22 protein-coding genes are annotated in these 25271 nt (G+C 44.1%); 6 read left to right on the forward strand and 16 right to left on the reverse strand.

From position 1 onward, the window contains the following. Positions 1–71: 71 nt before the first annotated feature. The gene (locus tag V5298_RS00830) at positions 72–545 is read right to left on the reverse strand and encodes a hypothetical protein (RefSeq protein WP_332929558.1); all 474 of its coding nucleotides are present in this window, start codon (positions 543–545) and stop codon (positions 72–74) included. A 185-nt stretch (positions 546–730) separates the two neighbouring features. Between V5298_RS00830 and V5298_RS00835 the strand changes: the two genes are divergently transcribed. Then, positions 731–1774 carry a hypothetical protein gene (locus V5298_RS00835; RefSeq protein WP_332929559.1) on the forward strand — a complete coding sequence of 348 codons (1044 nt, stop codon included), beginning with the start codon at positions 731–733 and terminating at the stop codon, positions 1772–1774. 22 nt (positions 1775–1796) lie between these two features. Next, entirely contained in the window at positions 1797–3557 is a 1761-nt protein-coding gene (locus tag V5298_RS00840) for a S8 family peptidase (protein ID WP_332929560.1), read from the forward strand. 101 nt (positions 3558–3658) lie between these two features. On the opposite strand, the gene V5298_RS00845 is transcribed toward V5298_RS00840, so the two are convergent. Beyond that, on the reverse strand, positions 3659–3949 hold the full coding sequence (locus V5298_RS00845; protein WP_332929561.1) for a hypothetical protein: 291 nt from the start codon (positions 3947–3949) through the stop codon (positions 3659–3661). Between the two features lie 628 nt (positions 3950–4577). Then, positions 4578–5045: a hypothetical protein gene (locus V5298_RS00850; RefSeq protein WP_332929562.1), complete on the reverse strand. Its 468-nt coding sequence runs from the start codon at positions 5043–5045 to the stop codon at positions 4578–4580. A 130-nt stretch (positions 5046–5175) separates the two neighbouring features. Here V5298_RS00850 and V5298_RS00855 point away from each other — a divergent pair, with 130 nt between their 5' ends. Both V5298_RS00855 and V5298_RS00860 read left to right on the forward strand, forming a co-directional pair. Further along, positions 5176–5376, forward strand: a complete 201-nt coding sequence (locus V5298_RS00855) for a hypothetical protein (RefSeq protein WP_332929563.1) — start codon at positions 5176–5178, stop codon at positions 5374–5376. Positions 5377–5388: 12 nt separating this feature from the next. Beyond that, positions 5389–6492 (forward strand): phosphoadenosine phosphosulfate reductase family protein, encoded by a 1104-nt coding sequence (locus V5298_RS00860; RefSeq protein ID WP_332929564.1) that lies wholly within the window; start codon positions 5389–5391, stop codon positions 6490–6492. A 184-nt stretch (positions 6493–6676) separates the two neighbouring features. On the opposite strand, the gene V5298_RS00865 is transcribed toward V5298_RS00860, so the two are convergent. After that, positions 6677–10132, reverse strand: coding sequence for a hypothetical protein (locus V5298_RS00865; protein WP_332929565.1), 3456 nt, complete (start codon positions 10130–10132; stop codon positions 6677–6679). A gap of 135 nt (positions 10133–10267) precedes the next feature. On the opposite strand from V5298_RS00865, the gene V5298_RS00870 reads away from it, so the two are divergent. Both V5298_RS00870 and V5298_RS00875 read left to right on the forward strand, forming a co-directional pair. Further along, on the forward strand, positions 10268–10600 hold the full coding sequence (locus V5298_RS00870) for a hypothetical protein (protein ID WP_332929566.1): 333 nt from the start codon (positions 10268–10270) through the stop codon (positions 10598–10600). Positions 10601–10611: 11 nt separating this feature from the next. After that, a complete protein-coding gene (locus V5298_RS00875; protein ID WP_332929567.1) occupies positions 10612–10794 on the forward strand; it encodes a hypothetical protein in 183 nt (60 codons plus the stop codon). A 93-nt stretch (positions 10795–10887) separates the two neighbouring features. Here the strand turns inward: V5298_RS00875 and V5298_RS00880 are convergent, their stop codons facing one another. From V5298_RS00880 to V5298_RS00935, 12 genes are all read right to left on the reverse strand, one after another. Then, positions 10888–12153, reverse strand: coding sequence for an ISL3 family transposase (locus V5298_RS00880; RefSeq protein ID WP_332929568.1), 1266 nt, complete (start codon positions 12151–12153; stop codon positions 10888–10890). A 17-nt stretch (positions 12154–12170) separates the two neighbouring features. After that, positions 12171–12692 (reverse strand): SAM-dependent methyltransferase, encoded by a 522-nt coding sequence (locus tag V5298_RS00885; RefSeq protein WP_332929569.1) that lies wholly within the window; start codon positions 12690–12692, stop codon positions 12171–12173. Between the two features lie 214 nt (positions 12693–12906). Next, entirely contained in the window at positions 12907–13719 is an 813-nt protein-coding gene (locus V5298_RS00890) for a Dam family site-specific DNA-(adenine-N6)-methyltransferase (RefSeq protein ID WP_332929570.1), read from the reverse strand. Positions 13720–13892: 173 nt separating this feature from the next. Continuing rightward, positions 13893–14636, reverse strand: coding sequence for a choice-of-anchor E domain-containing protein (locus V5298_RS00895; RefSeq protein ID WP_332929571.1), 744 nt, complete (start codon positions 14634–14636; stop codon positions 13893–13895). Next, positions 14630–15421, reverse strand: a complete 792-nt coding sequence (locus tag V5298_RS00900) for a leishmanolysin-related zinc metalloendopeptidase (RefSeq protein WP_332929572.1) — start codon at positions 15419–15421, stop codon at positions 14630–14632. The genes V5298_RS00895 and V5298_RS00900 overlap by 7 nt, the downstream gene beginning before the upstream one ends. 168 nt (positions 15422–15589) lie before the next feature. After that, a complete protein-coding gene (locus V5298_RS00905) occupies positions 15590–15727 on the reverse strand; it encodes a BsuBI/PstI family type II restriction endonuclease (protein ID WP_332929573.1) in 138 nt (45 codons plus the stop codon). Between the two features lie 146 nt (positions 15728–15873). After that, entirely contained in the window at positions 15874–16437 is a 564-nt protein-coding gene (locus tag V5298_RS00910; protein ID WP_332929574.1) for a hypothetical protein, read from the reverse strand. 83 nt (positions 16438–16520) lie between these two features. Beyond that, positions 16521–18113 carry an exodeoxyribonuclease I gene (gene sbcB, locus V5298_RS00915; protein WP_332929575.1) on the reverse strand — a complete coding sequence of 531 codons (1593 nt, stop codon included), beginning with the start codon at positions 18111–18113 and terminating at the stop codon, positions 16521–16523. A gap of 117 nt (positions 18114–18230) precedes the next feature. Further along, on the reverse strand, positions 18231–18560 hold the full coding sequence (locus V5298_RS00920) for an HPF/RaiA family ribosome-associated protein (RefSeq protein ID WP_332929576.1): 330 nt from the start codon (positions 18558–18560) through the stop codon (positions 18231–18233). A gap of 813 nt (positions 18561–19373) precedes the next feature. After that, a complete protein-coding gene (locus V5298_RS00925; protein ID WP_332929577.1) occupies positions 19374–20612 on the reverse strand; it encodes a site-specific integrase in 1239 nt (412 codons plus the stop codon). 181 nt (positions 20613–20793) lie between these two features. Continuing rightward, positions 20794–23448, reverse strand: a complete 2655-nt coding sequence (locus V5298_RS00930) for a tetratricopeptide repeat protein (protein WP_332929578.1) — start codon at positions 23446–23448, stop codon at positions 20794–20796. A 27-nt stretch (positions 23449–23475) separates the two neighbouring features. Beyond that, complete coding sequence (locus V5298_RS00935) at positions 23476–24750, reverse strand: hypothetical protein (RefSeq protein WP_332929579.1); 1275 nt, start codon at positions 24748–24750, stop codon at positions 23476–23478. Positions 24751–25271: the final 521 nt, after the last annotated feature.

Consider the following 25271-nt stretch of genomic DNA (forward strand, 5'->3'; position numbering starts at 1 on the left):
GTTCGGTACTATACGGCAACATAAAAGCCGTATAGATTTTCGTTTTAGCGAGAGACCGGAGTTTTTTGTCTTTATTTTCGCGACACAAAAACGGTTTCTGGGTAATGCTCGATAAGGTATTTAGGGCTTAGGTTTATTGTAGCAGTATCAGGAAACACGCCTTGACAATAATGCTTTCTAATGTGCTCGACCCACGCCCTTGCTTTATCGAGGGTCACAGGTTCGCCGAGTGCCTTCTTATAGCGCACAGTGAGTTCCTTTTTGCCTAGCAAGCATTGGGGAACATCGGTTTTTATGTTCAGCAAATCACTTATATAAGCCAGTGCCGCCGTCTTTTCGTCAAATAAAGGGAGCGTTTTTTCTGTCGATAACTCAATATCCAAATCACGCTGTTTTAGCGAGCTTGCTGCATAGCCATCGGTATAAGAGTGCCCTTTTTGATTCAATATGCCCGCGTAAATCTTATCTGCGAGGTGGCCATTATTATAGCTGCTAACAGTGGCAACTGAAATGATTACGCAAAAAACAACAAGCCAAAACTTCATTTTACTACTCCCGATTAATGATGCGTATTATAACAATAAAAAGCCATTATTGAAAGAAAACAACGATAGTGTAGGGCTATTTTTTGTATAAAAGCAATTAATATAACAAAAGTATTAATAAAGCTTGTTGCCTTGAATGTGTTGTGATATTGTATATCCAATAGCTTACGAAGGACGAAAATTAGATGAGTTTTAAAACGGTTATGTTTTGGTTTCTAACACTATTGAGTGTAACAGCATGTGGCGGCGGTGGAAGCGATAGTGTTTCGACTGACAATAATAGCAGCACCGAAACAGGTAATACTGGTGATGAAGATACTGGTGATGAAGATACTGGTGATGAAGATACCGGTGATGAAGATACTGGTGATGAGGATGAACCAACCATCTCTATGACGGCAACAAGGGTTACGTCTTACAGTGAAATTGATGAGGGTGAACAGATTGATATTGTTTATCAACTTGAAAACCCAACAGGAACGTTCTCCGTAACGTTAGAGCCAACGCTTATCGGGGGCGCGTCTACTGCAAGCTACTCGGCATCCACCGATGAATCGGCTGAAACAGTTACGTTATCTCTACAGGCCGAAGATGAATCCGTAAAACTTGGTCGTATCTTGATGAGTGTAACGATAGAGGACGAAGCAGGAACAACAGTTACCTTCGACGAAGATATTTTAGCCACAAACCCAAGCGGTGAGGAGAAAATAGCAAATGTGCAAGCCTATATTGATGGTTTGGATAGTTTCTTGTCCTTTACCGAAGAAGATGAGTTAGTTGATCGCTTGCGCTTATTAAGCTTGATGATGAATTCTGGTGTTGCTGCGAATGATGAGTATTACGATAGTGTGTCAAGTCTGGCCGACAGTACGCTTAGCAGCGCCTTAGAAAGCAGCCTTGACGAAGCGACTTCGCTTATCAGTAGTTATGAGGATATGGAATCCGATGAACTGGATCTTGATGCGTTTATTGCAACGCAACAAGAGGTGTTGGACGAATATGCTGAACCTGTCGCAGAGCAAGTGAATACTCTTACCAGCAATATTGACGGGCTATCAGGATTAACGGTTAGTGAAGTCTATATCGACCAAAATATGGGCACGGTATCAATGTTTGTAGGCAATTCGCTATTGGGCAGTTTCGTAGACGGTGAATGGCAATACGATGACGACTACGCATTTATGAATGACATTTCGTTCCCTTACACCGCATCGTGCAGTGCCGAATAAGAAAGAGCGCAGGAGAATAATAATGATGAATAAAAAAACAATGATGTTAATGATGGTTGCGTTTAGTTCTGTTGCTGTTCCCGTTACTGCTCAAGAACAAAGTGTAAGATTGGTTGTGTCAAGTTACCAAAGTGCAAGTCAATCGGTTTACAGTGGCGCAGAAGATAAATCCTGTGTCATGTCGCCAGGAGTTGAAACTAAGTGGTGTGTCCCAGGGCGTGTTGCGAAGCGAAATGGAACGGCTATGCAAAAGTCTGTGGCCGCCCGTGTCCTTAGAACAGAAGTTGTTGAGCTTGATAGCTATGGCTATGATGCGGAGGTTGTGGCGCAAACTTTACGCGATACAGGGCAGTTTGATGAAGTCGTCATTGACGTACCTATAAAACAGACCTATTCCTTTACTACCAGCGGCGATACGGTAGCGCAGCAAGATAAGTATTTTGGTTCAAACGAAGATTATGCGTCAGGATCAGGTGTTTACAATGCTGCCCAAACAATCGGTGAAGTTTCCGGTGAAGCCCTTGATGTTCTGGTAATGGATTCCTCTTTCTATGATACCGACGATGTGGTTTATTACCCCGATTCTGGCCGTTCATTTGTCACAGGTGATGATGCCGTGCCAGACGACAATTATAGTCCTCGGTCTACTGATGGATGTGACGGCCACGGCTTGTCTGTTGCTGGTATTATTGGGGGAACTATCGGAAACGATGAAGGGGGGGATGGGGTTTCAAACAGCGTAAACATTCATCCAATTCGCGTGTTAACTTGTGGTACAGGTTATATGTCAGATTTGAGTCGTGCGTTAAGTTGGGCGAACGGGGATAGCGAAAACCTATTCACCGGTGATACATCAAACGCTACGCCTTATCAGGGCAATGTAGGTATCATCAATATTAGCATAGCTGGTTATACGGGTAGCGCAGAAAGCACCGATGATGACACGGCAGGTTGCCCCGTTTACATGCAAGAAGCGATAGATAATCTGAAAGCGTCAGGGTGGAGTATTGTTGTTTCGGCGGGGAATGATTACGGTGACGATGTAAGCAACTATTCTCCGGCGAACTGTGACGGTGTGTTGAGCGTAGTGGCCGTGGACAGCAGTGGTGATAAAGCAGAATTTAGTAATCAAGGTGATGTTAGCTTAGCTGCTTATGGGACAAATCTGGTTACGTCTTGTGACGAAGATAGTAGTGAGGCTTGTCTATTTAGTGGAACGTCTGCTTCTGCACCGCTGGTTACTGGGATCATGGCAATGGTTGAACAGCATACGGGGGTCAGTGGTGAAACACTCGACTACTTAGTGAAAGCCACCGCTTTTGATGCTAACTTTGGTGTGGAATGTAACACATATGGTTGCGGTAACGGTATTGTTGATGCGGAAGCACTGCTTGATGCTGCTGTTAAGTTTGCTGCGGGTGAACTTAACACGATTTCTTTTGCTCTTAATGAGGGGGATGAATGTGAACAGCAGTGGTACTTGGATTACTTCGGTGATGCGGTGAGACTGTGTGAAATGTATAGTGTAAAATTTCTTGGGGGCTTCGCTCAGGACGATGCAGTGTACCGTTTGTTTTCTGTGCCACAAGACGAAGATCTGTCTGATTCCAGCTATCAAACTTTGGTTGGCGAGTTTGAGGGCGGTCACGTTATGCTTCAAGATCTTGACATTGAAGGATTGAACTACGGGATGCAGATTTGTATCGACGACGATTGCAGTGAAGTATTTGAAATGAATACAGCAAATGCCTCGCTTGAAAACAAGCCTGTAGACTGTCAATAGATAGGTTTTTTAATCAAAATGGAAAACACTTCCAGTTCTCTTATCCACTAAGGGTAAGAGAACTGGTGGAAACGTTTTCAGACATTCTCCGACAAGACACGTTAAGGGCGTAAAATCGTTTTTATGCTTTGATTTTTTTTTGTGCTTGGCTCTGGCTCTGGCTTTAGCGTAGCGTGAGTTATTGAGCACTTTTTGTTGGTCGCGCAAAGCTTGCTAAAAGATGGTTGGTGCGTTCCGTTTTGCACATCATTCACAACAATAACAAACTCGCTTTCGAGCTTTAGAGAAAGCTTATTTGTAACGTCCCCCGTAAGATTAAACATTGTAAAAATCGCTATTAACAGTGTATTTCTACTGACTATTTTCTTCGAGATATTGATATTAATATTCATGCGCTACTTCCTTGTCAAAATTTCTTTCTTAAAAAAACTTATCATAATTTCTCCATTAGTCATCAAGTCAGCAGTTATATTTAATTAACTACTTTCAACAGCCGTTTTTTAGCTGATCAGAACAGACAATAAAGAAAAATCTCAGTTTTTAGCTGTTAAATAACATTTCAAAATGATAAAGGAATGACTCGGCTTTAGCTGTTAAATAACATTTCAAAATGATAAAGGAACGACTCGGCTTTAGTTGTTAAATAACATTTCAAAATGATAAAGGAATGACTCGACTTTAGCTGTTAAATAACATTATCAAAATGATAAAGAAGAATTTGGTGGTAAGTAAAAAGAAAATTTAGCGTGGCTTTGCTGTCATACGTTGGGTGCTATAGGTGGCATCCATGCCACGATTGACGTGACACTACCTTTGAATTCGGTTGTTCTGGGGTAATAGCAGATGCTTTAGGGGGGCGTTCTGTTTACCGCGATATTGACGGAACCAGCAATGGGTGTCGACATATCCACATCCATCGCGGCTTGTTTGACTTGATAACCCTGTCAGATGACCAGTTCAACACACTCTTGTTTAAACTCTGGCGTAGAGAATTTACGACTCATAATGACCTCGTTAGTTTTAAATGCTCAGACTTAAATTTTGAGCATGAATCACGCGTTCAGTGTGAATAGACTCAGTTAATTCGCGGTAGGATTGGATACTACCATTTTCCTTAACCTCTTTTATGTTCGCTATAATTTCAGCAATATCGCCTTCAGCCCCCATTGAGGAAATGGGTTTTTCTCGAAATGAAATGTGTTCATCAGCATCAAATTCGATATAACAGTTATCATCAATTCCAGACGGTTTTTCGTCTGGATGTCTCAGTGGCGCATTAGTGGGCAACCCATACTCGGCCGGAACGAGCAAGTCTGAGTTGATAGAGCGTAGCGCTTCCATGATTTCACTAGAATCCATGTTGCTCACGTTACTGAAGAAGTAATGTTCTGTATTCTTCCAGTTGCTTTCGTCACGATAAAACGAAGTGATAACAACCGCCTTTGGTATAGATGCCTTAGGTGCTAGGTTTACGTTTTTTGTCATCATGCTTTCCCTATGTATAAGCTCTTTTCAATAGATGTATCATATCAAATGAAAGTATAAAAAACAACAAAAAGGTTGTTATTTGTGTTGAGTTTTAGTACTATATACCTACTGAAACATGACGGGAAAAAACATGTCGATACGAACTGGATCTGCTCTTGCACCGGCCATCCAAGACAAAAAAGAAAGCGATGTCGTCGATGGACTAGACAGCATGGTGCATGAGTGCATCTCTATGCAAGCACCCCATACCCAAGGTTTAGACGCTCAACTGACTGACTTAGGTGAGTCTGGTTGTGCCGTTAACGCGTCACTTCGCGATTTGGTGGAATAAGGAGACGAGAGTATGTCACATACCGTAGACGACAAGATTATTATCCCTTCACTGCAAGAGCAAATGGGCCTTGCACTGGACTGCGAAGAAATCCTCACGCCAGATACTGGTATCTACTTCTCTGCTGAAGAGATTGACATCACTATCTACGACAAGATCATCATTTGCATGTCCGGTGGAAAAGACTCATGGGCAACCCTGCTTCACCTTTACGACATTGGCGTAGACTGCAGCAAAATTGAACTGTGGCACCATGACGTTGACGGCCGCGAAGGGAGCTCGCTGATGGACTGGGCATTCATGGCGGACTATAACCGCAAGCTGGCCAAACACTTCAACCACCCTCTTTACTTTAGCTGGCTGAAAGGCGGTATGGAGCGAGAAATGTTGAAAGAGAACGAATACAGTCAGTCTCACATGATTGAAACCCCTGATGGGTTATTTGAGTTGCCTCGCGATACGAAGCGCTCTAAGCCGAGCACACGACTCAAGTTCCCTCAAGTGGGTGCCGACCTTAAAACTCGCTGGTGCTCCAGCGCGCTTAAGATTGACGTGGGCCGTCGCCAATTAACTAACCAGGCTAGGTTTAACCAGAAGAAAGTCTTATTCATTACTGGCGAGCGCCGCCAAGAGAGTTCTAATCGCGCCAAGTACAACCAATTTGAACCTCATATGGTTGACTGTCGTGATGGTAAGAAAGGTCGTCATGTTGATGTGTGGCGTCCGGTATTGCACTGGGAAGAAGAACGCGTCTGGGATGCGCTACAGCGCCATGGCGTACTGCCACCTGTTCCTTATCGCCTCGGCTGGGGACGTTCGAGCTGTATGACGTGTATCTTTAACAGTCCGACGATTTGGGCAACGATCCGTGAATACTTCCCGAAGAGGATTAATCCAATCGCTAGCCTGGAAGACCGATTTGGCACAACCATCTCGCGCGACCGCATCAACGTTCTCGATGTATCGAACAAGGCAAAGCCGATGGAAATATCTGATCTTGTAGCACTCGACCAGGCGATGCGTGAAGAATACACCTTGCCCGTGGTCGCCAATTCTGAACATAAGTGGGTACTGCCAGCCGGTGCATTCAACGAGTCGATATGTGGTCCAAGTTAATCGCTGGATGGTAACAGTCGCCGACTCAGTTCTTTACTTGATAGTTAAGCTGGCTCGGCGCAACCAACCAAAAGATTTTAACATCTGTTTGCTGTCGATTTTCACCCAAAGCTTTTAGGTCTGTGTATCTAGCGTGTCCCATCGGCCATCAGCGATGGCCTTCCGTGGAATTGGTATAGATACATTATGCCACCTCCAAATCAAACGCTATCCTCATTTGAGACAGTTCGCCACCACCCACCAAAGATGCTGAAGTTGTCTCACAGCTCTTTTGGAGTGTAGTAATTTGAGTTTTTAGTGCATCAAGAAAGCTAACTACTTCACGAATGCTGGTGCACCACGCGTTAACCTGTTTAATCGCATTGTCCAAGTTTGGTCGCCAGTATTGGAATAAATCTTCTTGGAAGCCGTTGGCAAATGCGGCGTCTGGCAGCTTTTTAGCGTGAGAATCAACAGCGGCCTTTACTTTGGCGCGATACTCAGCAGCATTGTCATCTGCTTTAATTGCTTTTAGTGCATCGTACAATGGCATCCAGTTTTTGTTTGCTTCACCCAGCTTTTTCTCTAGCGCACGGATCACTGGATGAACCGCATTATTGAAACGGGCGGCCGCTTCTTTATCCTCTTTTATCCAATTACGCTGAGACATAGACAAAGTGCGTTCCAACACCTTGTTGACATTCGTCACACCATCGAACGTTTGAGCTAACCAAACCATGGCGGCGGTTGCGCGTTGTGCCGGAGAAATCTCTTGTGAGCTAAACACCATTCTTACTCGGTGAGCCAAAAACTGGTCAGCCATTATTGTTACGGCATATCGAGCACGGTTAGCCAACGCTATAAAGTTTTGTTCGGCCTGGTTAACCATCACAATAGGATAATCGCCTTTTGCTTGTGCTCGTAATGCCTCTTTTGCTGAACGGCGTGTTTTATTGCGTAGCTTACGCAATTCGTTTGCAACAACGGCACGGTCTTTACGATGCTGAGTTATAGCGACACCTTGCGGATGGGTAGCCACTTCAAGGTATGAGCGAGATTGAAATTCAAACAAACCGATTTCGTTAAAGATTTGGGTGCGTTTCAAGATGCGGGTAAGCGTCTTCCAGTATCCTTCTTTGACCATGATGGGCCCATCTGTCAATAAGCGCTCAGCGACATCTGTGCCTCCATATTTGCGAACAGAATGCTTGTTGTAGTTCCGAAGGTGGCGCTTTTTTATTAGGGTATTTAAGTAGTCATCATGGATCTCAAGTGAACGCTCGATACCACCTAATGCTTTCCATCGTGCAAATGCCTCTGCATTTACGTCAATGTTATTAAGTACATCAAACAAATCATCTTCCGACGCAGCTAAATCATGCACATTGAAGCGTTTTTGCGTGTGAGAGCTAAAATCCAAAGAGAGAGAGCTCGCTTCGCAAACATGGCTATCATGTAGTGATGAAGTATTGTCTGGTGCATAGAAAACAATGCGAGTATTGCCAAACACGGTGCGACCTTTAACAGTCTTAGCTACACGTTGAGTTGCATTGAATTTTTTATCAACCTTACGTCCATTGGCTTGGTAGCCGCTTGGAAGCCCGGAAGAGGTAAGGAAAGGTACACTTACTTTAATATCTTTGTCCTCACAAAAGGTCAATGTAAGCTGGTGTTTGACCACGTCAAGCGCGGCGTCAAAAGAATCGTGCTCACCCAACGCCTTATCTACAATTTTGCGAGTCACTGCTTCAAAGTAATTCTTTGCTTTAGGCTCAAGATAGTTAGTCGTAAGTATGTTGGAAAGCATTGGTTTAGCTGAGAAACCATTCATTTTGATTTTGTTAAGTTCCAGGTCATCCAAGTTAACGTCAATAATTTCAAACTCCGCGTTAGCTTTCACTGAGAAGCGAAAGCAAGCTTTTGCTGTTACTGGCGTAGATTTGTTTGCACGGCGCTCGACCGTGCAGTTCATATCTTCTTCATAGAAGTCATAGTCATCAGTAGGGCGTTCCCATAGGTCGTATAGGTTGTCGGGGTTTGCCGCAAAGGCAACAGGATCTTCGGTCTTCATAATACGGAACATAACTGCTTCAGGAAGCTTATTGTCTGCGTCAACCATCCTGATTTTGCCATGTCGCGCTTCGTATTCATTATTCAGTAGTGGGTAAGGGATACGGCCTTCTCCACGTTCGATTTGTTTCCAAATGGCTAATGGGCGATATGGTGCGCCGCCGATGCCATCAATAGACCAGCGGAAGCTAAGCAGAACAGCGTGCTCTTCAGAGAATGGAGTGAAAAGCTGAGTTTGAGCGAATTCTTTGTACATTTCAAGGAAGCCGCGTTTTGCTTTGGGTGGGATCATCATGTCGTTCGCAATTTCAGCGTAACCAGGATGTTCCATCTCACGACCTTCCTTCACCAATTTTTTGAATGCTTCAGCACGGTTTTTAGAGTCGGTAGCAAGCTGTGATGCGTAACGCACCATTTTTTCTAGGTACTTTGGTTTTATAACGTTAGGTTGCATTGCAACACGGTTGTATGCGGTAGGGTCAAATGCACGAGCATGTAACGTACGAGCGCCCATGTCACAACTTAAACGGAAGAGCCAATCACGAACACGTAAGGCATCTTCAGCGCCCAATGAGTTCCAACGCTGATACCCCGTTAATGCTGTTGATGACTTATCATTAGGTACCATGGTGCATAACCAACATCCATACCGAGCTTTGCCGTTGCAACCAGCTCCCTGCTTGCTTGTGCCTACCGCGACCTCGCAAACATCATTGGAGCCGTTGCCATAAATCTCAAGTAAGAGGCCGAAATCATCCAAAAATGCAGGGATGGGGGATTTTGTGCCGTCTATCATACGTGTCAGTGGCTTTTTGCCCGCTAAGCGCAGCAAATCAAATACGTCATCAGTGGACCAATCGCGAATAGGTGCGTATTTGATGATGGTTGTTTTGCTTTTCTTGTCCAGCATCACCTGATCCATTTCAGTGAACAGGTCATGGGCAGATTTGTCGCGAATACCTTGCTGAGCCATGTTGCCGCTGCGGCGGCTGCCTTCGCCAGTGCGTGAGCCCACACACGTTACCACTTTTGCGTTGGCATAGTGCTGTGACGTCGGTTCCTCAGCAAAACGCTTTAAAAGTGTTTTTACGTGACGCTCTGAAGGGGTAAGTTTCAAGAAAATTGTACAGTCACCGCGACGCGTTGCGTTAGGTACCAGTTTTTGGCCGCCGTTATACTTAATAAAGTATTCATCGTTTAGGCTTGGAGTAACAAAATCGTAGAACAAATTAATGTTGTTTTCTTCTGCATAAAGGTCGATGCGTGACTTGCAGTATTGTGGGTACATCTTCATGGGAATCGATTCATTGAGAGTGTCAACAGTTGAAAGAAACAGTGGACGCTGAGACTCAATAGAACCCTCTGCCACGCATTGGCGATACGCTTCCATCACAATAAGTTCAACTACAGTACTGTCTTTGCCTTGAGATACTGGTACGTGAATAATTACGTTTCCAGAAGTCAGTAGTGTTTTTACATGCTCCACAGCCTCATTAAAAGCAGCAACTAATGATTGCTGGTTTTTGATGTCTTCGTCATTTAGCACCGAAACACCAATTAAACCTGGACTGAATGTTTGAACTGCGGCCATGCTTCTCTCTCTTTTCTCTAGTCGACACGAAAATAATACATAACAACAAAAATGTTGTCAAAAAAAGCATAAAAATTGACAAAAATGATGTTACATGAGATTGTATTGTTAATGTTTAAGGTATGAGGTACTGCAATGTTAAATGATAATTCAGCGCTTTCGATTTCACTCGAAGCCAGCCGATGCCCCGATGCAACCATTCACATGCGTCGCGTCATTAAATGGTTTATGGATCAGAAGCAAACCACGTTGCGTTTGGAGAGCATTGAGCCTTCTTTGGTAAGATCATTACCGGCATACTTGCAGATAGAGCAATTACCACTTCACGTCGAGCAGGTTGAACCACGCAAGATTACAGATGAGGATAAAGCGCAGTGGGAAGAAAAGTACGACGAAGACGACTTTGGTGATGTTGAAGTAAAAAACACCTTCATCCTAAAGAAAATAGATGATTTCTTAAACAACTAAGCCAAGGACCAGTGGAAGAGTTAGGAGTCGTTTCTCAACTTGACGCTTTGTACTATGGATTAACAGGTATAAAAGCTGATACTCAGAAGTCAATTTTAACTATTTTAGATGAATTTGAGGATCTTGTTGATTCAGAGTTTGTTAACAAGATTGAGATATTTATGGGTATTCGAAATAGTGTGAGTGTCGATTAATAAATATACGGAATTGATGCCCACACTTCACAAACCCTATTCGTGTGTATTTGGTTGTTTTTCAAGCAAAGTAACCATGTCTCTAAACAGGGCTTAAAAGGCTCTATGTCTTAAGCCATGCATGGTTACTTTTGGATCGTCTTTCTTCAACAATTCAAACAGTGGATCATAGGTTGGTTTGTTCAAGGACTTCATTGACACTTCCAAGCCGCCTTTGTTGTAAAGCAGCTTCGCTCGAAGCACTTCAAAGCTATAACCGCGACCATTCCTAAACACGCCTTTGATTGTGTTATTCAGGCTCTCTGTAACAGCTTTTGTGTAGGGATAGTCCCACCAATTAAAGATAGGCTCATGCCAGTTATCAACGGCACGTATCGCGTCCTTGAAGTATTTCCTGACAGATGGTGTAGATACTGCTTTCCAGTTCTCCCAATAGTCCTCAGCTTCCTTTCTGGTTGGCATATCCCACATGTCGAGAAATGCTTCCTTAGCGTTATACACTTCCATCAACGTTGGGTATTCCTCTGTCCAGAAATGGAATGACGCAAGCTCGTTCAAGCCTTTGATGTTAGCCCTACGCTTAAGCAGTATCTTTCGGTCATTCTTGAGCTTCTTACGCTCCTTGTCCGATAGTTCTGCTCGTATAGCCTTACGTGCTTTCTCCATAGCTTCGCCAGCCATCTTAGCAACGTGAAATCGGTCGATAACGACAACGGAGTTAGGCAATAGCTGTTTCACAGCGCGGTAATACGGTCGCCACATATCGATACAGACGATCTCAATATCTTTCCATCCAATCAGCCTCATAATGGCTTTCTGAGTGGCATCCTGAGATCTATCTTTACGCATATCCAGTAGAGTTCTACGCTCAATGTCAGTCATGACAAGGTGCATCTTCTTGCTGAAATGTGTCTCATCGATACCAAGAACGCGAGGAGCAAGCCAGTCGTGCTTACCTTCGATAACATCCACATAGTTGGCGAATACGTTACGTATAGTCCCTTCCGTGATGCCCATTTCAGTGGCCACATGTGTAAACGGCACTTTCCCACACATTCGCATGATGTAATCTTCTGCTCGTTTAGTCATGCGGAAATCATTAGAGAGCCAGTCCAGTTGCTCAAAGCAAGTTTTGTTACAGTCTTTGCATCGCAGCCTCTTCCTATCGAACTGAATCTTGATGGTTTTGCCGTACATACGAGTGTCATTGTAAGGCTGGTTTACCTTGCCAATGATGACAGTATTGATTGATCCGCACTCGGAACAAGTGCGGTTAGGGTATATAGATTGAGCGTGGAATATGCAGTGCTCGTCATACTCTTCACGCTCAATTACTTTTAGGTTTTCAATGTTTAGCACTTAATACGCTCTGCTGTTCATGCTGCATGACTTTCATTTCCCTGCAAAACTCGCATTACGTCATTCTTCATAAATAAAATCCAGTGAGTACCAGCGCGTTTCCCACTGATGTGGCCAAACATTGGTTTAAATGGCGAGCACTTTAAAACCTCGCTTGTTTTTATCTGTGTTTCATTCCATTTAAAAACTAGAATTCCGTTCGGTTCTAATACTCGAAAGCATTCAATGAATCCAGCAGACAAGTCATCACGCCACTGGTTTGTTAACTTCCTGTACTTCAACGCCAGCCATGACTCATCACCAACATGCTCCAAATGTGGAGGGTCAAAAACAACCACCTTAAAGGAATTATTATCAAATGATAAATTCTTAAAGTCATTGATTTGATCAGGTTTAATTACCAACGGGCGGCCATCGCAAAGCGTTGTTTCTAGCTCTCGAATGTCGCTGAATATGGTTATTGGATTGTCATTATCAAACCAGAGCATTTTTGAGCCACAACACGCATCTAGTACAAGTGAATCTGCTTTGTTTTGCATTTTAAATACACACTATTTTACGAATTAAACATGATTGTATATTAGCAGGAATATGAATCAACGTACACACCATTTTACGAATACCCATATTTATTAAAAGCACTCCAGCAATTATTCCCTTAGCAAATGATATTGGCATTAGTACGTTAGATTAGTTATTTGCTATCAACCCAAAGCCCGCGAAAGCTGGTAAAAAAAGTGCGGTCATTACAGGCTAGTATTTTAAAAGAACCTCTTCGACAGGTTTCCGGTTATGGATATTTTGAGAGATGCTTCTTGACACCATAAAGCTATGCACTTCTTTCGCTGACGGGTAGCATTTTGAGAGTACCGGAACAGCATGATTTGAGACCCATACTGAACTACACCGCTCAGCCCAAAAACGAGCTCGACGGTCAAGTTTTAGATGATCTTTTTGACAAAAACCTTTCTGGGAATAGCCCACAAACGACGACGTTGGACTAAGGGGGAGATACGGTGGATCACAATATGCTGTAACACCTTCTCGACGGACAAATTTAACTTTGTCAAAGGGGCTCGAAACAAATTTCACTCGGCCCATAAAATGTTTTGAAAAGTTGTAAATCTGCTCTACAGGGACGCGAGGGGCTTTATAGTCACCAAAAGGGGTGTTGTATCCTCCTGAACTGTTATAGCGCATCAAGCCATTGTAACAATGCCGATTAAGATACAAAAAGAGAATCGCCCGCTCCTTACTGTCCGTTGATTGGTTGTACCTCGCGCGCAACGCGTAAAAAGCCTCTTTAGTATTGTGTTTTTGGGTAAAGTAAGGAGTGACGTGCGCTACCACCTCTTTGGGATTGTCGACCACCCATCTCATTAAGTTGATCAGATCTGTATTAATGTCACTGAGTATGAAGCGGTCGTATTCGACGTTTAGCGCGGGGGTTGCACTCCCCACAAAGGGCTCAACCCAAACACCACCGGTACGAGGAATATGAGAAAGAAGGCTATGAAGTGCATTTCCTTTTGAGCCAGCCCATTTTAAAAAGCTTTTTTTATGCATATGACAAATCCCTTGTTATTCCTTATAGTTTATCATATAACTTTGTTATATTCTAACCAAAGAGATTTTATGTTGTCTGTATGAATTAGTCTATTTTTAATATTTTTTTTGTTTTCGTAATTGAGATGATAAGACCTTCTAGACAACGCGGCCTAGAAAGTCCATGGGCGGTGCTACGCAGCTTTTCTACGCGCACCAAGGCCGGTCATCACAAGGCCTAATGCAGCAAAGCTGAGTGGGGCGGGAACACTACTGGTCTCTTCAACGACCGAAACTTCTTCGTAGGTGTAGTATAAATCAACCCCCAAAATCATGTTCACTGGCTGAAAGAAACCTTGGGCACCTGTCACGTCCACTGAGGTGATGGATGAGGTGTCGAAATCCACTGTGAACGTTTCATCTGTCCCAATGAATTGCTCTAAGTAGTCCGTATTTAGCGCGATATACCCGTCGGAATCTACGGTTCCGGCGGTGCCATCGTATTGCTGCACGTCTGCTCCTGAACCATCGACGGACATCGTGGGATCGGCTTCCAGACTGAACGTAGTGGTTTCTATTCGACTAAGCTTAGTGAACACATCATCTAAAGTCCCTTCTTCGAAAAAATTCATTCCTGACATTTCAGAGAAAAGTACTTCAACCCCCAAAGAGCCCGTTCCCGATGTGTCTTCGTCTGTCAAGTTGTCCGCACCGATCAAGCCACCACTAACGTCGAGTGTGTATGAAATATAGACACCGGTTAAAATACCCAGGGATTCATCAAACATTTCAAATTCTAAAGGGAGAATATCGGCGTCACTTGAGTCTTGGCCTGCCTCGCCGGAAAATTCTTGATGTTGAACTTCGGTTGTCAATTCTGCTGATGCCGTTGCCGAAGCGGCGGCGATCATTAGCCCTAAAAGCGTTTTTTTTAGCATGTCACTATTCCTTTTTCTGTATTTACTTTACTTTTTTGTTGACGATATAAAACGAACATTAATAAAGTCGCAGCTCCCACCGTTGGTGCCGGGACAACGGCAACCAAAGAGTCAAAATCTACGATGTAGCCTAGATCCATAAACTGAGCCAATGTGGTGTTACTGATAAAAGCTGAACCCTCATACCACCCTGTCATTAGCTCTTCAGTTCCCCCAGCCCAATCTTCATCCCAGTGGCCATCTGCAGTTCCGGTTCCCCCATCTTGCTCAACCGGTATGTAGGTTGCGGTAGAATCGAATTCTGCTTGGTATTCAGCCAGTGCGTATTCCCCGGTGTACTGCCCGGTTCCCTCGTCATAAAGGTCGTTGTAGGTCCATAAGGTGCCATAGCCGATAACATGAGCCATTTCATGGAGAATAACGTAATACAGGCTTCCGTCTTCTTCCATATCGGCTAAATCGGCAGTGTCGAAGGTCATGGTGCCGGTACTCGCATAAGTAATACCAGCGTAAGAATAACCGAGAGTAGGGGAGGCACTCCCCAAAACACCACTAACACCATCTATATCTTCACCTGATGCTGTAATTGTTAACCCGGTTGGAAACGTGACGTCGTAGGCGTAATTCGTGATAAGGCTTTCCCAATAAGCTTCAGCTTCGAGAAAGATGGCCTCTTGTGATTCCGTTAAACCTTCATCAAACACAATCGTGATATCAAACTCCGGCAATTCAGCATGTGCAGATGTGGCTGCGAGCATCGCCATGGATGTTATTATTTTTTTCAACAAGATAGTTGACTCCCTTAATTAATAATGTGAGCGCAATTTCAAGTAGCAATATGCAGGCCAATAGTTGATGTTTTACATTTTTTTACGGAAAGAAAGGGAGGTAATAAAGCTTTGAAATTACGCGGTATTTAGCAGATTTTTGGGTCAGCAGTTAGACGCTTTTTTTTATGGATTTCCATCTTTTAGCTCTACGATATTATCAGGCTCAGAACAAAACCAAGCATATGTTCCCCACGCGAGTTCTGATGTAGCCTTTTTAAAAGCAGAGGCTGAGCGTTCTTGGAAAGCAGTAACAAATGCCAAGTGTTCAGGGCAATTTCAGTTAATTTATCTTTCCGTATTGAGTTGACCGGGCCATCAATCTTCTATTACAGACTTACCTATAACTCCAGACGGACCAGCCTCAAGAGATACAACACCAGAATTTGGTAGAGTGGACTTGATAACATCTAAATCGCCGATTTTAATGTACTATCAATGAATTTATTGATGCGGGCCTGAGACTCTGGGTCGGCAAGATTGAATACAGGTATACCGCGATTTTCTAAGGTGTAAAATATTGATGCTCCTTGGTTAAGGTGCAAATTCCGTTTTTGTAGGTTTCTCACCCAGGTTAAGGCAAACCTAACCGGCGTGTTTAAGGACAGACCAAACGCGAGGGAAGCCCCGGAGGCCAGCATCACTTTTTGATGACGTGATTTATAAATAAGCAATTCCGACGGGGCATCTAACATGGACAGTGCTTTATGCTGCATCTTTTCCGGAAGAAAGGAAAAAATAGATACGCCGTTTACTGAGGGATCATAATGCCGGTAATACGGAAAAGGTAAAATTATTTCCGGTTCGATCTCAGGAACACGTCGAGCCCCCTCAACCAACTTATCTTCGACTTCGCTTCGTCCCCCACAGCGCAATTTCCACCCGCAAAGCGCCAGGCACTCTCCGAGTTCAATCAGTTTTTGCGATTCTGCATGGCTTAGGTTGATCCCCGTACCTATCCCTAAATATAACATGCGACCCCCTCTATAATAGATTGATTATAGAGGAACGGTGTTATTTTTCAATATGCTAACGCAAGGCTATGATAATCAGGCATTCAGGGAAGGCTTGGCCCTATCTGTTGTCGGACGTAAGACAGATATTCTTTATACCCCCCACGCAACGCATCGTCCATTTCCGTTTTGGCCAAAAGCTTTTCTGCATTAGTAAGGTTTACGTACCCTTTTGGGTTGCTCTCATCAATCGGTTGTATCTGCAACGATGCGCAATAAAATTGCCAAGCGCCCTTGTCATCGTTAGATAGCGTGATCCCAGGATAATCGCGTAATCTAGCTCTTGCATTAAGGTAGATGAGGTTAAGGGACGGGTCATCAAAGCTCGCTTCTTTTTTTGCAAAAGCTTCGACGATGGGCTGGGAACTCAAACGTGCCAGCTTACCCTTATCCCCGTCTGAGGGGAAACCGCCATAAAGCATCAATTCAGGATCATCCTCTTCAGGAAATGAATCTAACTCAAACACTGCGAGTAGTTTGCTAATGAAGTCGCGATTGGAAGCGATTTTATCCGCAAGAATGACCGGTGATTCATCATCAATAAATCCCTCTTTTACCAGCCAATTAAATGGGAAAAAGGCGGGGCTATTGTTGATTTTTAATGTCGATAAGGGCGGACGCTCGCTCCCCGCCTCAATGTGGTCTTGTTTCTTTTTGAACACGTTCTCTCGGATCGCTTCCAGGGGCATTTTCCACATTTGGCGGATACGTGTAACATCATCCAATTCAAGATACACTCGCCCAGCATTCCGGTTTTGTGGATTTGGGCCAAGGATCAAAACCGGCTTGCCGTAATTATGTTCAGCGCCCATCATCGGCGAGTAGAGCATACCTGTCATTCCTGTTAGACATCTGCCTGATGCCGTTTTCTTGCGGCGTCCATCATAAAGGTAATCCCAAAGGAGTGGAGAGGCACGCTTTAATAATTTTGCCAGGCCTATCAGCGCATAGACATCGTCAACAGCATTGTGAGCGTTCTCTTGCGTAATATCATTTGCCGCGGCGATAGCTTCAAGTTTTAGTGTCGTTTCCCCCTCATCTGTAACGGGTACAATGACACCCGGTATGCCTAACGACGCAAATGTCGCCATTACCGGCAATAAGTCCCACCGTGAGTTTCCGTTTCTAAATTCTCTTTCATAAACGGGGATGAGTGAACGCCACAAACCAAAGCGCGTTACCTCGTCGTCGTAATTCATCGAGTTATAACCACAAACACAAGTGTTTGGGAGACTCATCTCCCTATTTATATGACGGAAAAATTCCGGCTCAGGAAGCCCCTCTGTGACGCACTTCATCGGATTTATTTTCGTTATTGCGATAGCTTGAGGGTGGGGAAGTCGATCGCAGTCTAGCTTGCAATAAATATCAATGGGCAAATCAATAATATTGAGTTCCATGTCGGTTCTGACCGCCGCAAACTGAAGAGGGGGGACCTGCTTAGCGGAGATCCCGCCGGCTTCATAATCATGCCACAAAATAGTGTTGCGGTTCGGACCTTCAAAAAAACGCACAAAAACGTCTTCTTTAACCATCGACCGATATTCATCGCTCATGTCTTGGTACGCTTTTTTGATGTGCTCGGTGCTTGCGGTACGTTTTATTTCGGAACATGCATTCTCAAACGCTAAACTCATTTGATTTTCCAGTTAATATAACAAATCTGTAAAAGTAAAATATCACGTCTCTTTTATTCAAACAAGAAAAAAGGTAGCGTATAAGCTACCTTTTTCTTGTTCCTACATCGAGGTAGGTTACGCGGCTTCTTGCGGCTCAAAAATCACTTTTTTACGTTTCTGATCTACGCATTTTTGGTGAGCCTCAGTGACGGTCTGCCGCAATGATTTCGCCGCAGATTTAAGCACGGAATAAAACGAATCTCCGGTTTTCTTTACCGTTCGCAGGCATAAATTATCGCGGTATTCAATGAGTACATGTGTGTTTTTCCCCTTAACCGAAAACGATACTTTGACAATAATGGCGTCGTATCGGTTTGCAAATGCAAGCAGTTTTTTGTCGACTTGCTCTTGAATTGCTGCGGTAACAGGCAGGCCAATTCCTTGCGTGGTAATTTCATGTAACATAAAGAGCTCCTTTCTCATCATTGAGCTTTATTTTTAGCATAGAACATTTTATTCATCAATAATGATTTTTATGATTAGCATTTTATTTAAAACGCATCATGGGTTTTGAGTTGTTTAAAACTCACGAAACAAGCGAGAAGAGCAAAGTTCACTCACTTACAATATCTTTACTCTCGCGCAAAACACCGTTAAGTGTCTGTTTTTCATGTTATTTACTTCAGGCAACGTAAAGATACTGTTGTTTTCTGTAAATTGATTATTGATAAGTCATTGCGTGAGCCATTGTTCCATGTATAATTTAATCATCCCAGGACGGGAAGCAGTAATGCAGTAAACGGAGTTTCAAAGAGTTTGGATGACTCTTTAAACATGGAATGTGTGGTAAATGGATTTATCAAACGGACACCCACAGGAGTGGAGGTTATATAGCACAGGACGTGAGCAAGGGATGCACTAGGATATGTTACGGGATGTAACTGCAATGGATGTGCATAGCAAGGATGGTCTAGGAAGGCTGAAGGATTCGGCTATTAACGATTAGGATAATCGTTTTAAATGGACTAATACTGCATGGATGTAGTAGTAAAAAGGAGCTAGTAAGGGATCTAGCAAGAGATGGTCATGGATTGACAGCAAAAACAAGAGGTTTTTGGTCCTACGGAAAGTTCTCACTCGGCGATGGATGCCAACAAATATACGAACACGATGGATGTGTTCTAAAGCTGACAAGGATGTTAAGCAACACCAACCAAGAAAAAGCTACCGCAAGGTAGCTTTTTTTTGCCTCTGAGAAAGCGAAACAACAGAGTTCCGTTAATCAACGCTACGATCTCTCCCCGAGCTGGCCCGACGTTTACGTTCTATTTGGACATACACCTTATCTGTTGTCGCACTACTCGAATGCCCTAAGTCCTCCGAAAGATCTTTTAAAGGTCGACCTCTCTCCACCTCCATACTTGCCGATGTGTGCCGAAGGTAATGGGCGGTCGCTTCCCGTAAATCTTTTGCCGCGTCAGGACCTCGCTCTTTGCGCATTTTCTCATAGGCCTTATCGAATGCGTCTTGGACGAGGCGGGAAATCTGCCGCCCAGTTAAACCCCCTCTATCGCGAATCTTTTCAACCAAGACAATCTGTTCGCCTTTATGGGGTAGGGGGGATAACCCTCTCCATTCTCTGTAGCGCGTAAGAAAACGCAGGAAGTCCGGGGGTACTGAAACATCACGGATCTTCTTCCCTTTGCCATAAACCTTAAACCACCAATTGTTATCTTCATCGACCCAGAAGTGGCTCATCATTGGTAGCCAGTCATCACGTTCAGACAATTCAGACAACCGCAAGAAAAGGGTCTTCATCGCCACTATAACAAACAGATTGCGTTCAAAAAACGGATTTTTGTCCGCTTCCTCAATGGTGGAATACAAGAGGTAGTGCCACTGTTCTTCCGTTAAACGACTAGTGGATTTCACCTGGCTGTCTTTTATTAAATACTTACAGTCACGCTTTGCTAATGTGACCGGGTTTCCGAAACAGAGTTCTTCTTCCATGAGATGTCGGTAAAAGGCACTGAGAGATACGAGTGCCGACTCCAGAGTTTGCATGGTAGGCCGGTACCTTTTTACATCAGGTACCGTTGAACGATCGTGTTTCGGCGTGGATAACCGAAAAGGGGTCCAGTGAGGGTTACTTTGGAAACCGCCGTTGGAAAAAACAAAACGATCATTTAAATTCGTGGTTATCCATTTTTCCGGAGGCTTCACACAAAAATCGATGTAGCGCAAAATATCCGCTTTACGAAAACCATCAGCGGGCTTTTGTTCAAACTCAAATACCCATAGCAAGAACTTCTCAACATCATTACGAAACCGAATGTAAGTGTTGCTGGACTTGTTACGTCCAATATACAAAAGAAAATCCTTGGCCCATCGCCAATGCGTATGCATCCAGTCGGGCTTACTTTTTAAGTAATCCGTTAACTGAGGGTAATTGCCGCTTTCAAATTCAAGGAGCTCACGGTAGGTCGGGAAGAGAGGCGTCGGAACCTTCATTTTCATATTCGTAATTCTCGGTTAACATGAAAAGCTATAGTCTATGTCTAATACATACTATATACCAGACATAGATGAAAGATGAATAGAAATAAGGCTTACAAAAGACTTTAAAAACAGAATATTAAACAATGTCTAATACTAACAAATATTAGACATAACGTATGTTATTTGCCACCTCTTAGTTTTACATTGAACGAGCTTTTTCTAAAGTTGCCTTAAAGACGTCATTGACTTCTGCTCCGCTATCAAGGAAACGCTCCATAACATCCACCGCGTCCGCATTCTTTCCAGTCTCGATAAGCGCGGTCGCAAGCGTTTCCACAAAGGGAGCTTGCTTCGGCGATGCAGAGACCGCTTTATACGCATGCTTTACGGCGTCGGTAAAGTTTCCGACTTTCAATTCACTGTACGCAAGGTTATTTAAAACCAGTCCGTTACTGGGAGTAAACTCCGCGGCTTTTCTGTAGGGTTCAACAGCCTTTTCGAATGCCCCTTTCCCCGCATATTCGTTACCCAGCATAAACCAGGCTATTGCGCTTTTGGGGTAATTCCCGGTATACCGTTCTAAAAACGGAATGATCTCCGATTTCAGGGATGGATCCTTGCTATAACCGGCCACTGTCCATCGGAGAAATTCATCACTGGGGTATTTTTCTAACAACGGAGCAATTTGTTTAGCACCATTAAAATCACCCTTCCGTACGGCAAGGAGGCCGCCTACCGCTTTTCCGTAAGGCATCTGTTTAACGTCTTCTGGCAACAGCGAGAAATCCGTACTTAGCTGTGCCCAATCTCGCTTGGATATCAGCAATTGCATTCGCATTACACGCGCCGGTAAGGGGTTTTCCAGTTCCGGCATTGCTGCATCAAGAGCCAGTATTGCATCATCGACACGCCCTTGCTTTGTTAGCATACGCATCATTCCCATAACAGGGATCGGCGCTGAGGGTGAGAGTTCATGCCAAGCTCTATAATCATCAAGCGCATCTGACGTGTTATTTAATCGCTCATTAACCGTGGCACTTAACAGCCAAAACTCCGCGCCTCTAAGGTGCGTGTCTTTTACGCTATCGAGACGGGATTTAGCTTGAGGGATGTCGTTGACAATAAAGTGTGCTTGCGCACTCATTAACTTAGCTGGTTCCGATGTAATTTTACCGTTGTCGATCAAATTATCATAATGGTCAATTGCCGCTCTAACGTCCGTATCCGCGCCTTTATTTCGCAGGACGGCTATATAATTGCGGAAAAGCCCCGCCATTCCCTCTTCTACGACCCACTCATCGAAAAGCAACGCGGCTTTTTTACGGTGGTCAAGCTTCACTTCCACTTCGATTTTACCGGCTCGGGCCATGAAGTGCTGGGGATCTTTTGATAACACATCGGTAAAGAGCTGTTCGGCGTCAACGAGTTCTCCCATACGTGATTTTGCAACCGCTTTTAACATTGTCCCATCAATATATTTACCGTCCCCAACCAATTTATCACCTAATTGATAGGCATCGTCAAAACGCTTTTCGCTTAGGTATGCCGTCGCCAGGTTGTTTCCCACAAATTTAGATTCTGGTGCATTAAGGAATGCCTCTTCCAAGTTGTCGAAAGCGGCATCGTCGCCGACCGAAAGTTGCAACAAACCCAACATAGAGCGCGCTTTTCCAGTTGCCCCCAGATGTTCGGCTTTATCTGCAAATTTTTTCGCAACATTTATATCACCAGCACGCAGCATTTCCATTCCCAATGCGGACAATAGAGGTGCATCCAGCGGGGTTAGGTTACTTAAATCCAACGCGCGTTCAGCAACATCAGCCGCTTCTCCATTGGCCGCTTTTAGCTTGATGTAAAGGCGCTGCGCCGGATGCGATTGAGGTAGGCGATCGATGATGTATTCGAGCGCTTCCAGAGCGGTTTCATTGTCGCCAAGACTCATTGCACTGTATGCATACACAAGGCGTGCCATGGAACTGTTCGGTTCAACAACAATCGCTGCACTCGCAGATGACATTGCGGTATCAAAATCTTTCTTTTCATAAGCAATTATTGCCATGAGTTCTGAAATCATACCGTGTTGAGGAAATTTCGCATTAAGGGCGGTGATGATTGGCGCGGCGTCATCAAATCGACGTTCTTCAACAAGTAGACGAGAAAGTTGTAAGGCCCGCACGTAATCTAATGGGTTTAATTGATAATACAATTCCAGGGCTTTGACCCCGTCTTGGATCTTGCCGTTACGCACGGCTAACCCAGTAAGCAATAACGCAAATTCAGAACGTTGCACATCATCATAATCTTCGGTTGAATCCGGCATCAATGCGAGAGCGGCCTCAGTAGAAGAGGTCACGGAGGCCATCAACGCGCGTGAAAGCGTGGTGAAAGGAGAATCTTTTTCCTTAATCGTCGCAAACAATTGACTGGCATCCTCTTGCTTGCCATCCGTCACCAGCCGTATTAATTGGTAGTATGCCGTCTCCGGTTTCCCTTCTCCAGGCAGGTCCATCAAAACCGTATCAGCCTCGCCACGATGTGCTGCACGCGCAATCAGAGTGCTTATCTCGTCAACGGCACCGCCCTGCTCTACTTGGTAATCGCGCGCGCGCTCCAGTTCCGTCAGTGCGCCCGTAAAATCCCGGGTAGCCAATGCGATCTTAGCTAAACCAATCCGGGCTTCAACGAGCGTAGGATCAAGTTGTAAGGCCGACTTATATTCGATACTGGCCGCGCGGTAATCCTGATGAGTAAAATAGTCATTGCCGTGGGTAATGGAGTCTGCCGTTTCTTTTTGATTACAGCCTGATAGCGTAAATGTTGCGCCTATTACCAGCGCAAGAAGTGTTTTTTTCATAAAAATCCCTTTTCTGTGGATACGTGTTCATTCGCGTTTTTCAAAACTAAGATCTTCAATTTCACGGAGAATGTCGTCCCCGGTAAAACGACCTTGTTCGGGTAAAGCTTTGAGCAATTCTTGAAGATAGTTGCAGACCTCAATCTCACTCCCCTCATATAATAATGTTGCAGCTTCGTCATGTTCCGTAGTATGAATGGCGAGTTTAAAAAGTACCTGGCCTTCTTTTGTTACGTTTTTATAAAGGCCGATGCCGTATTCTAAAAACTGATCAAACTTGCGGCCCAACATAAGCTGTAACACCCTGTTGTATTCTCCCCCTCCTTTGTTATTAAAAAGACCACTAACCGGATAGCTTCGAGCCAGTTCAAATCCCGCCTCAACCAAATCAAATGGCGGGAGTTCTAGATATCGGAAAAAAGTTGTTATCCGCCCATGTTCTGCCGATTCAATCGCCACGCAGATCCAAATCGGATAAAGACGGGTTGATGGCTTGGTGCTTAACAGACTAATACCGGCAGCAACTTCAGCCAGTTTGTCATGACGTTTGTAACCCATGGATGTCAAAAACTGTATCTTCTCGGAACCGAGGTCGACGCTGCGGGTTTCGGCGAGTTGAATCAATGCCTCATGACTTCTTTCGGTCGACGCCAATAAATCATCAACCACCCCCTGCAAGGCCGCTTGCTTACTCTTCCCAAAGGGAACGAAACTCCTTGGTGAACGGTTTTTTAAGCCCAAAATAGGCTGTGCTTTTTTGCATTTCTGACGGCTTAGTAGCGAGTTCAGGTCGATGAATGAGGAGGATGCCTCAATAGACAAAAGGTTGACGCTGGGCAACGAGGCATTATCTACAAGGTTTGTTAGCATATTAACAAAAGCCTCGTGTTCAGTGCGTTCTTCATTTACCCATACCGTCACGCGAAAAACGAACTGTTCTTTATAGCTTAGTGTAATAAATTCGTCTGGGGGAAGCTCTTCCATATTATCAGCGATATTACGGTCAGCACTAATTAGGCGACCGTTACTATAAACGGGAAAGTCCAATAACGGCTGGGACCTTTCTTGAACCACAACGTCAGCGTCGTCTGTTTTGAAAAACGGATATTTAGTTGTATCTATATTTGATGTGAAATCACAAAAAAACTGGCAGTGGCTACCGTAAAGGCACGATAGCTCTTCGACAGTCCGTTCGATAGAGTCCGTTAATTTTCTTTCGTCCGTAGGTTCGGCCATGACAAAGCGGAAATTAACCCACTGAGTAAATGTTATAGTGCTCTCTAAATCCGTAAGGTTTTCCATCAGGACCTCTGTTATTTTAATCGCCTAAATAATACCAACTACTAGTAACCAAAACAAGATGCGCGTAGTTTCACTTTTTTATCGTTTACATTATATCAGAGGTATTATCTTGCAGGTAGGAAACAGTACTCGCCCCTCCCCCTCTGGCAGAAACTGCATCTGCTATACAAAACGTAACGGTGCTTTATTTCAATTTCTGTTTTATCTGCACGCAAATCCTCGACATTGCCGTGTCAAAATAACAACATAATTGTTTTCTTCATGCGTTTATTGCGCTATTATTAACGAACGAACCCAACGAGTAATATGAGCGCGATGTATAAGACGCAGTATGATTTCATTTACACATCAAAACAGAACGTTTAGGCACAGGCATTTATGCGCCACCACCGTGAGTCTAAAAAGAAAATGACAGTGTTAGAAAAAGAAATAGCCGGCGATACCGAATGGGCAAGAAAACTGCCCTCGATTGTTGATACTGACGACTACCGCTCTTTAAAGTTCGGACAAAAACTCGCTTT

This window comes from Alteromonas sp. 14N.309.X.WAT.G.H12, assembly GCF_036697315.1.
GTDB lineage: Bacteria > Pseudomonadota > Gammaproteobacteria > Enterobacterales > Alteromonadaceae > Alteromonas.

Bases quoted from the DNA above. Each gene is read 5' to 3' on its own strand.
- V5298_RS00895 (WP_332929571.1), bottom strand. From the start codon at position 14,636: ATGCTAAAAAAAACGCTTTTAGGGCTAATGATCGCCGCCGCTTCGGCA.
- sbcB (WP_332929575.1), bottom strand. From the start codon at position 18,113: ATGAGTTTAGCGTTTGAGAATGCATGTTCCGAAATAAAACGTACCGCA.
- V5298_RS00935 (WP_332929579.1), bottom strand. From the start codon at position 24,750: ATGGAAAACCTTACGGATTTAGAGAGCACTATAACATTTACTCAGTGG.
- V5298_RS00845 (WP_332929561.1), bottom strand. From the start codon at position 3,949: ATGAATATTAATATCAATATCTCGAAGAAAATAGTCAGTAGAAATACA.
- V5298_RS00910 (WP_332929574.1), bottom strand. From the start codon at position 16,437: ATGTTATATTTAGGGATAGGTACGGGGATCAACCTAAGCCATGCAGAA.
- V5298_RS00870 (WP_332929566.1), top strand. From the start codon at position 10,268: ATGTTAAATGATAATTCAGCGCTTTCGATTTCACTCGAAGCCAGCCGA.
- V5298_RS00920 (WP_332929576.1), bottom strand. From the start codon at position 18,560: ATGTTACATGAAATTACCACGCAAGGAATTGGCCTGCCTGTTACCGCA.
- V5298_RS00930 (WP_332929578.1), bottom strand. From the start codon at position 23,448: ATGAAAAAAACACTTCTTGCGCTGGTAATAGGCGCAACATTTACGCTA.
- V5298_RS00830 (WP_332929558.1), bottom strand. From the start codon at position 545: ATGAAGTTTTGGCTTGTTGTTTTTTGCGTAATCATTTCAGTTGCCACT.
- V5298_RS00855 (WP_332929563.1), top strand. From the start codon at position 5,176: ATGTCGATACGAACTGGATCTGCTCTTGCACCGGCCATCCAAGACAAA.
- V5298_RS00840 (WP_332929560.1), top strand. From the start codon at position 1,797: ATGATGAATAAAAAAACAATGATGTTAATGATGGTTGCGTTTAGTTCT.
- V5298_RS00860 (WP_332929564.1), top strand. From the start codon at position 5,389: ATGTCACATACCGTAGACGACAAGATTATTATCCCTTCACTGCAAGAG.
- V5298_RS00865 (WP_332929565.1), bottom strand. From the start codon at position 10,132: ATGGCCGCAGTTCAAACATTCAGTCCAGGTTTAATTGGTGTTTCGGTG.
- V5298_RS00835 (WP_332929559.1), top strand. From the start codon at position 731: ATGAGTTTTAAAACGGTTATGTTTTGGTTTCTAACACTATTGAGTGTA.
- V5298_RS00850 (WP_332929562.1), bottom strand. From the start codon at position 5,045: ATGATGACAAAAAACGTAAACCTAGCACCTAAGGCATCTATACCAAAG.
- V5298_RS00890 (WP_332929570.1), bottom strand. From the start codon at position 13,719: ATGCATAAAAAAAGCTTTTTAAAATGGGCTGGCTCAAAAGGAAATGCA.
- V5298_RS00885 (WP_332929569.1), bottom strand. From the start codon at position 12,692: ATGCAAAACAAAGCAGATTCACTTGTACTAGATGCGTGTTGTGGCTCA.
- V5298_RS00925 (WP_332929577.1), bottom strand. From the start codon at position 20,612: ATGAAAATGAAGGTTCCGACGCCTCTCTTCCCGACCTACCGTGAGCTC.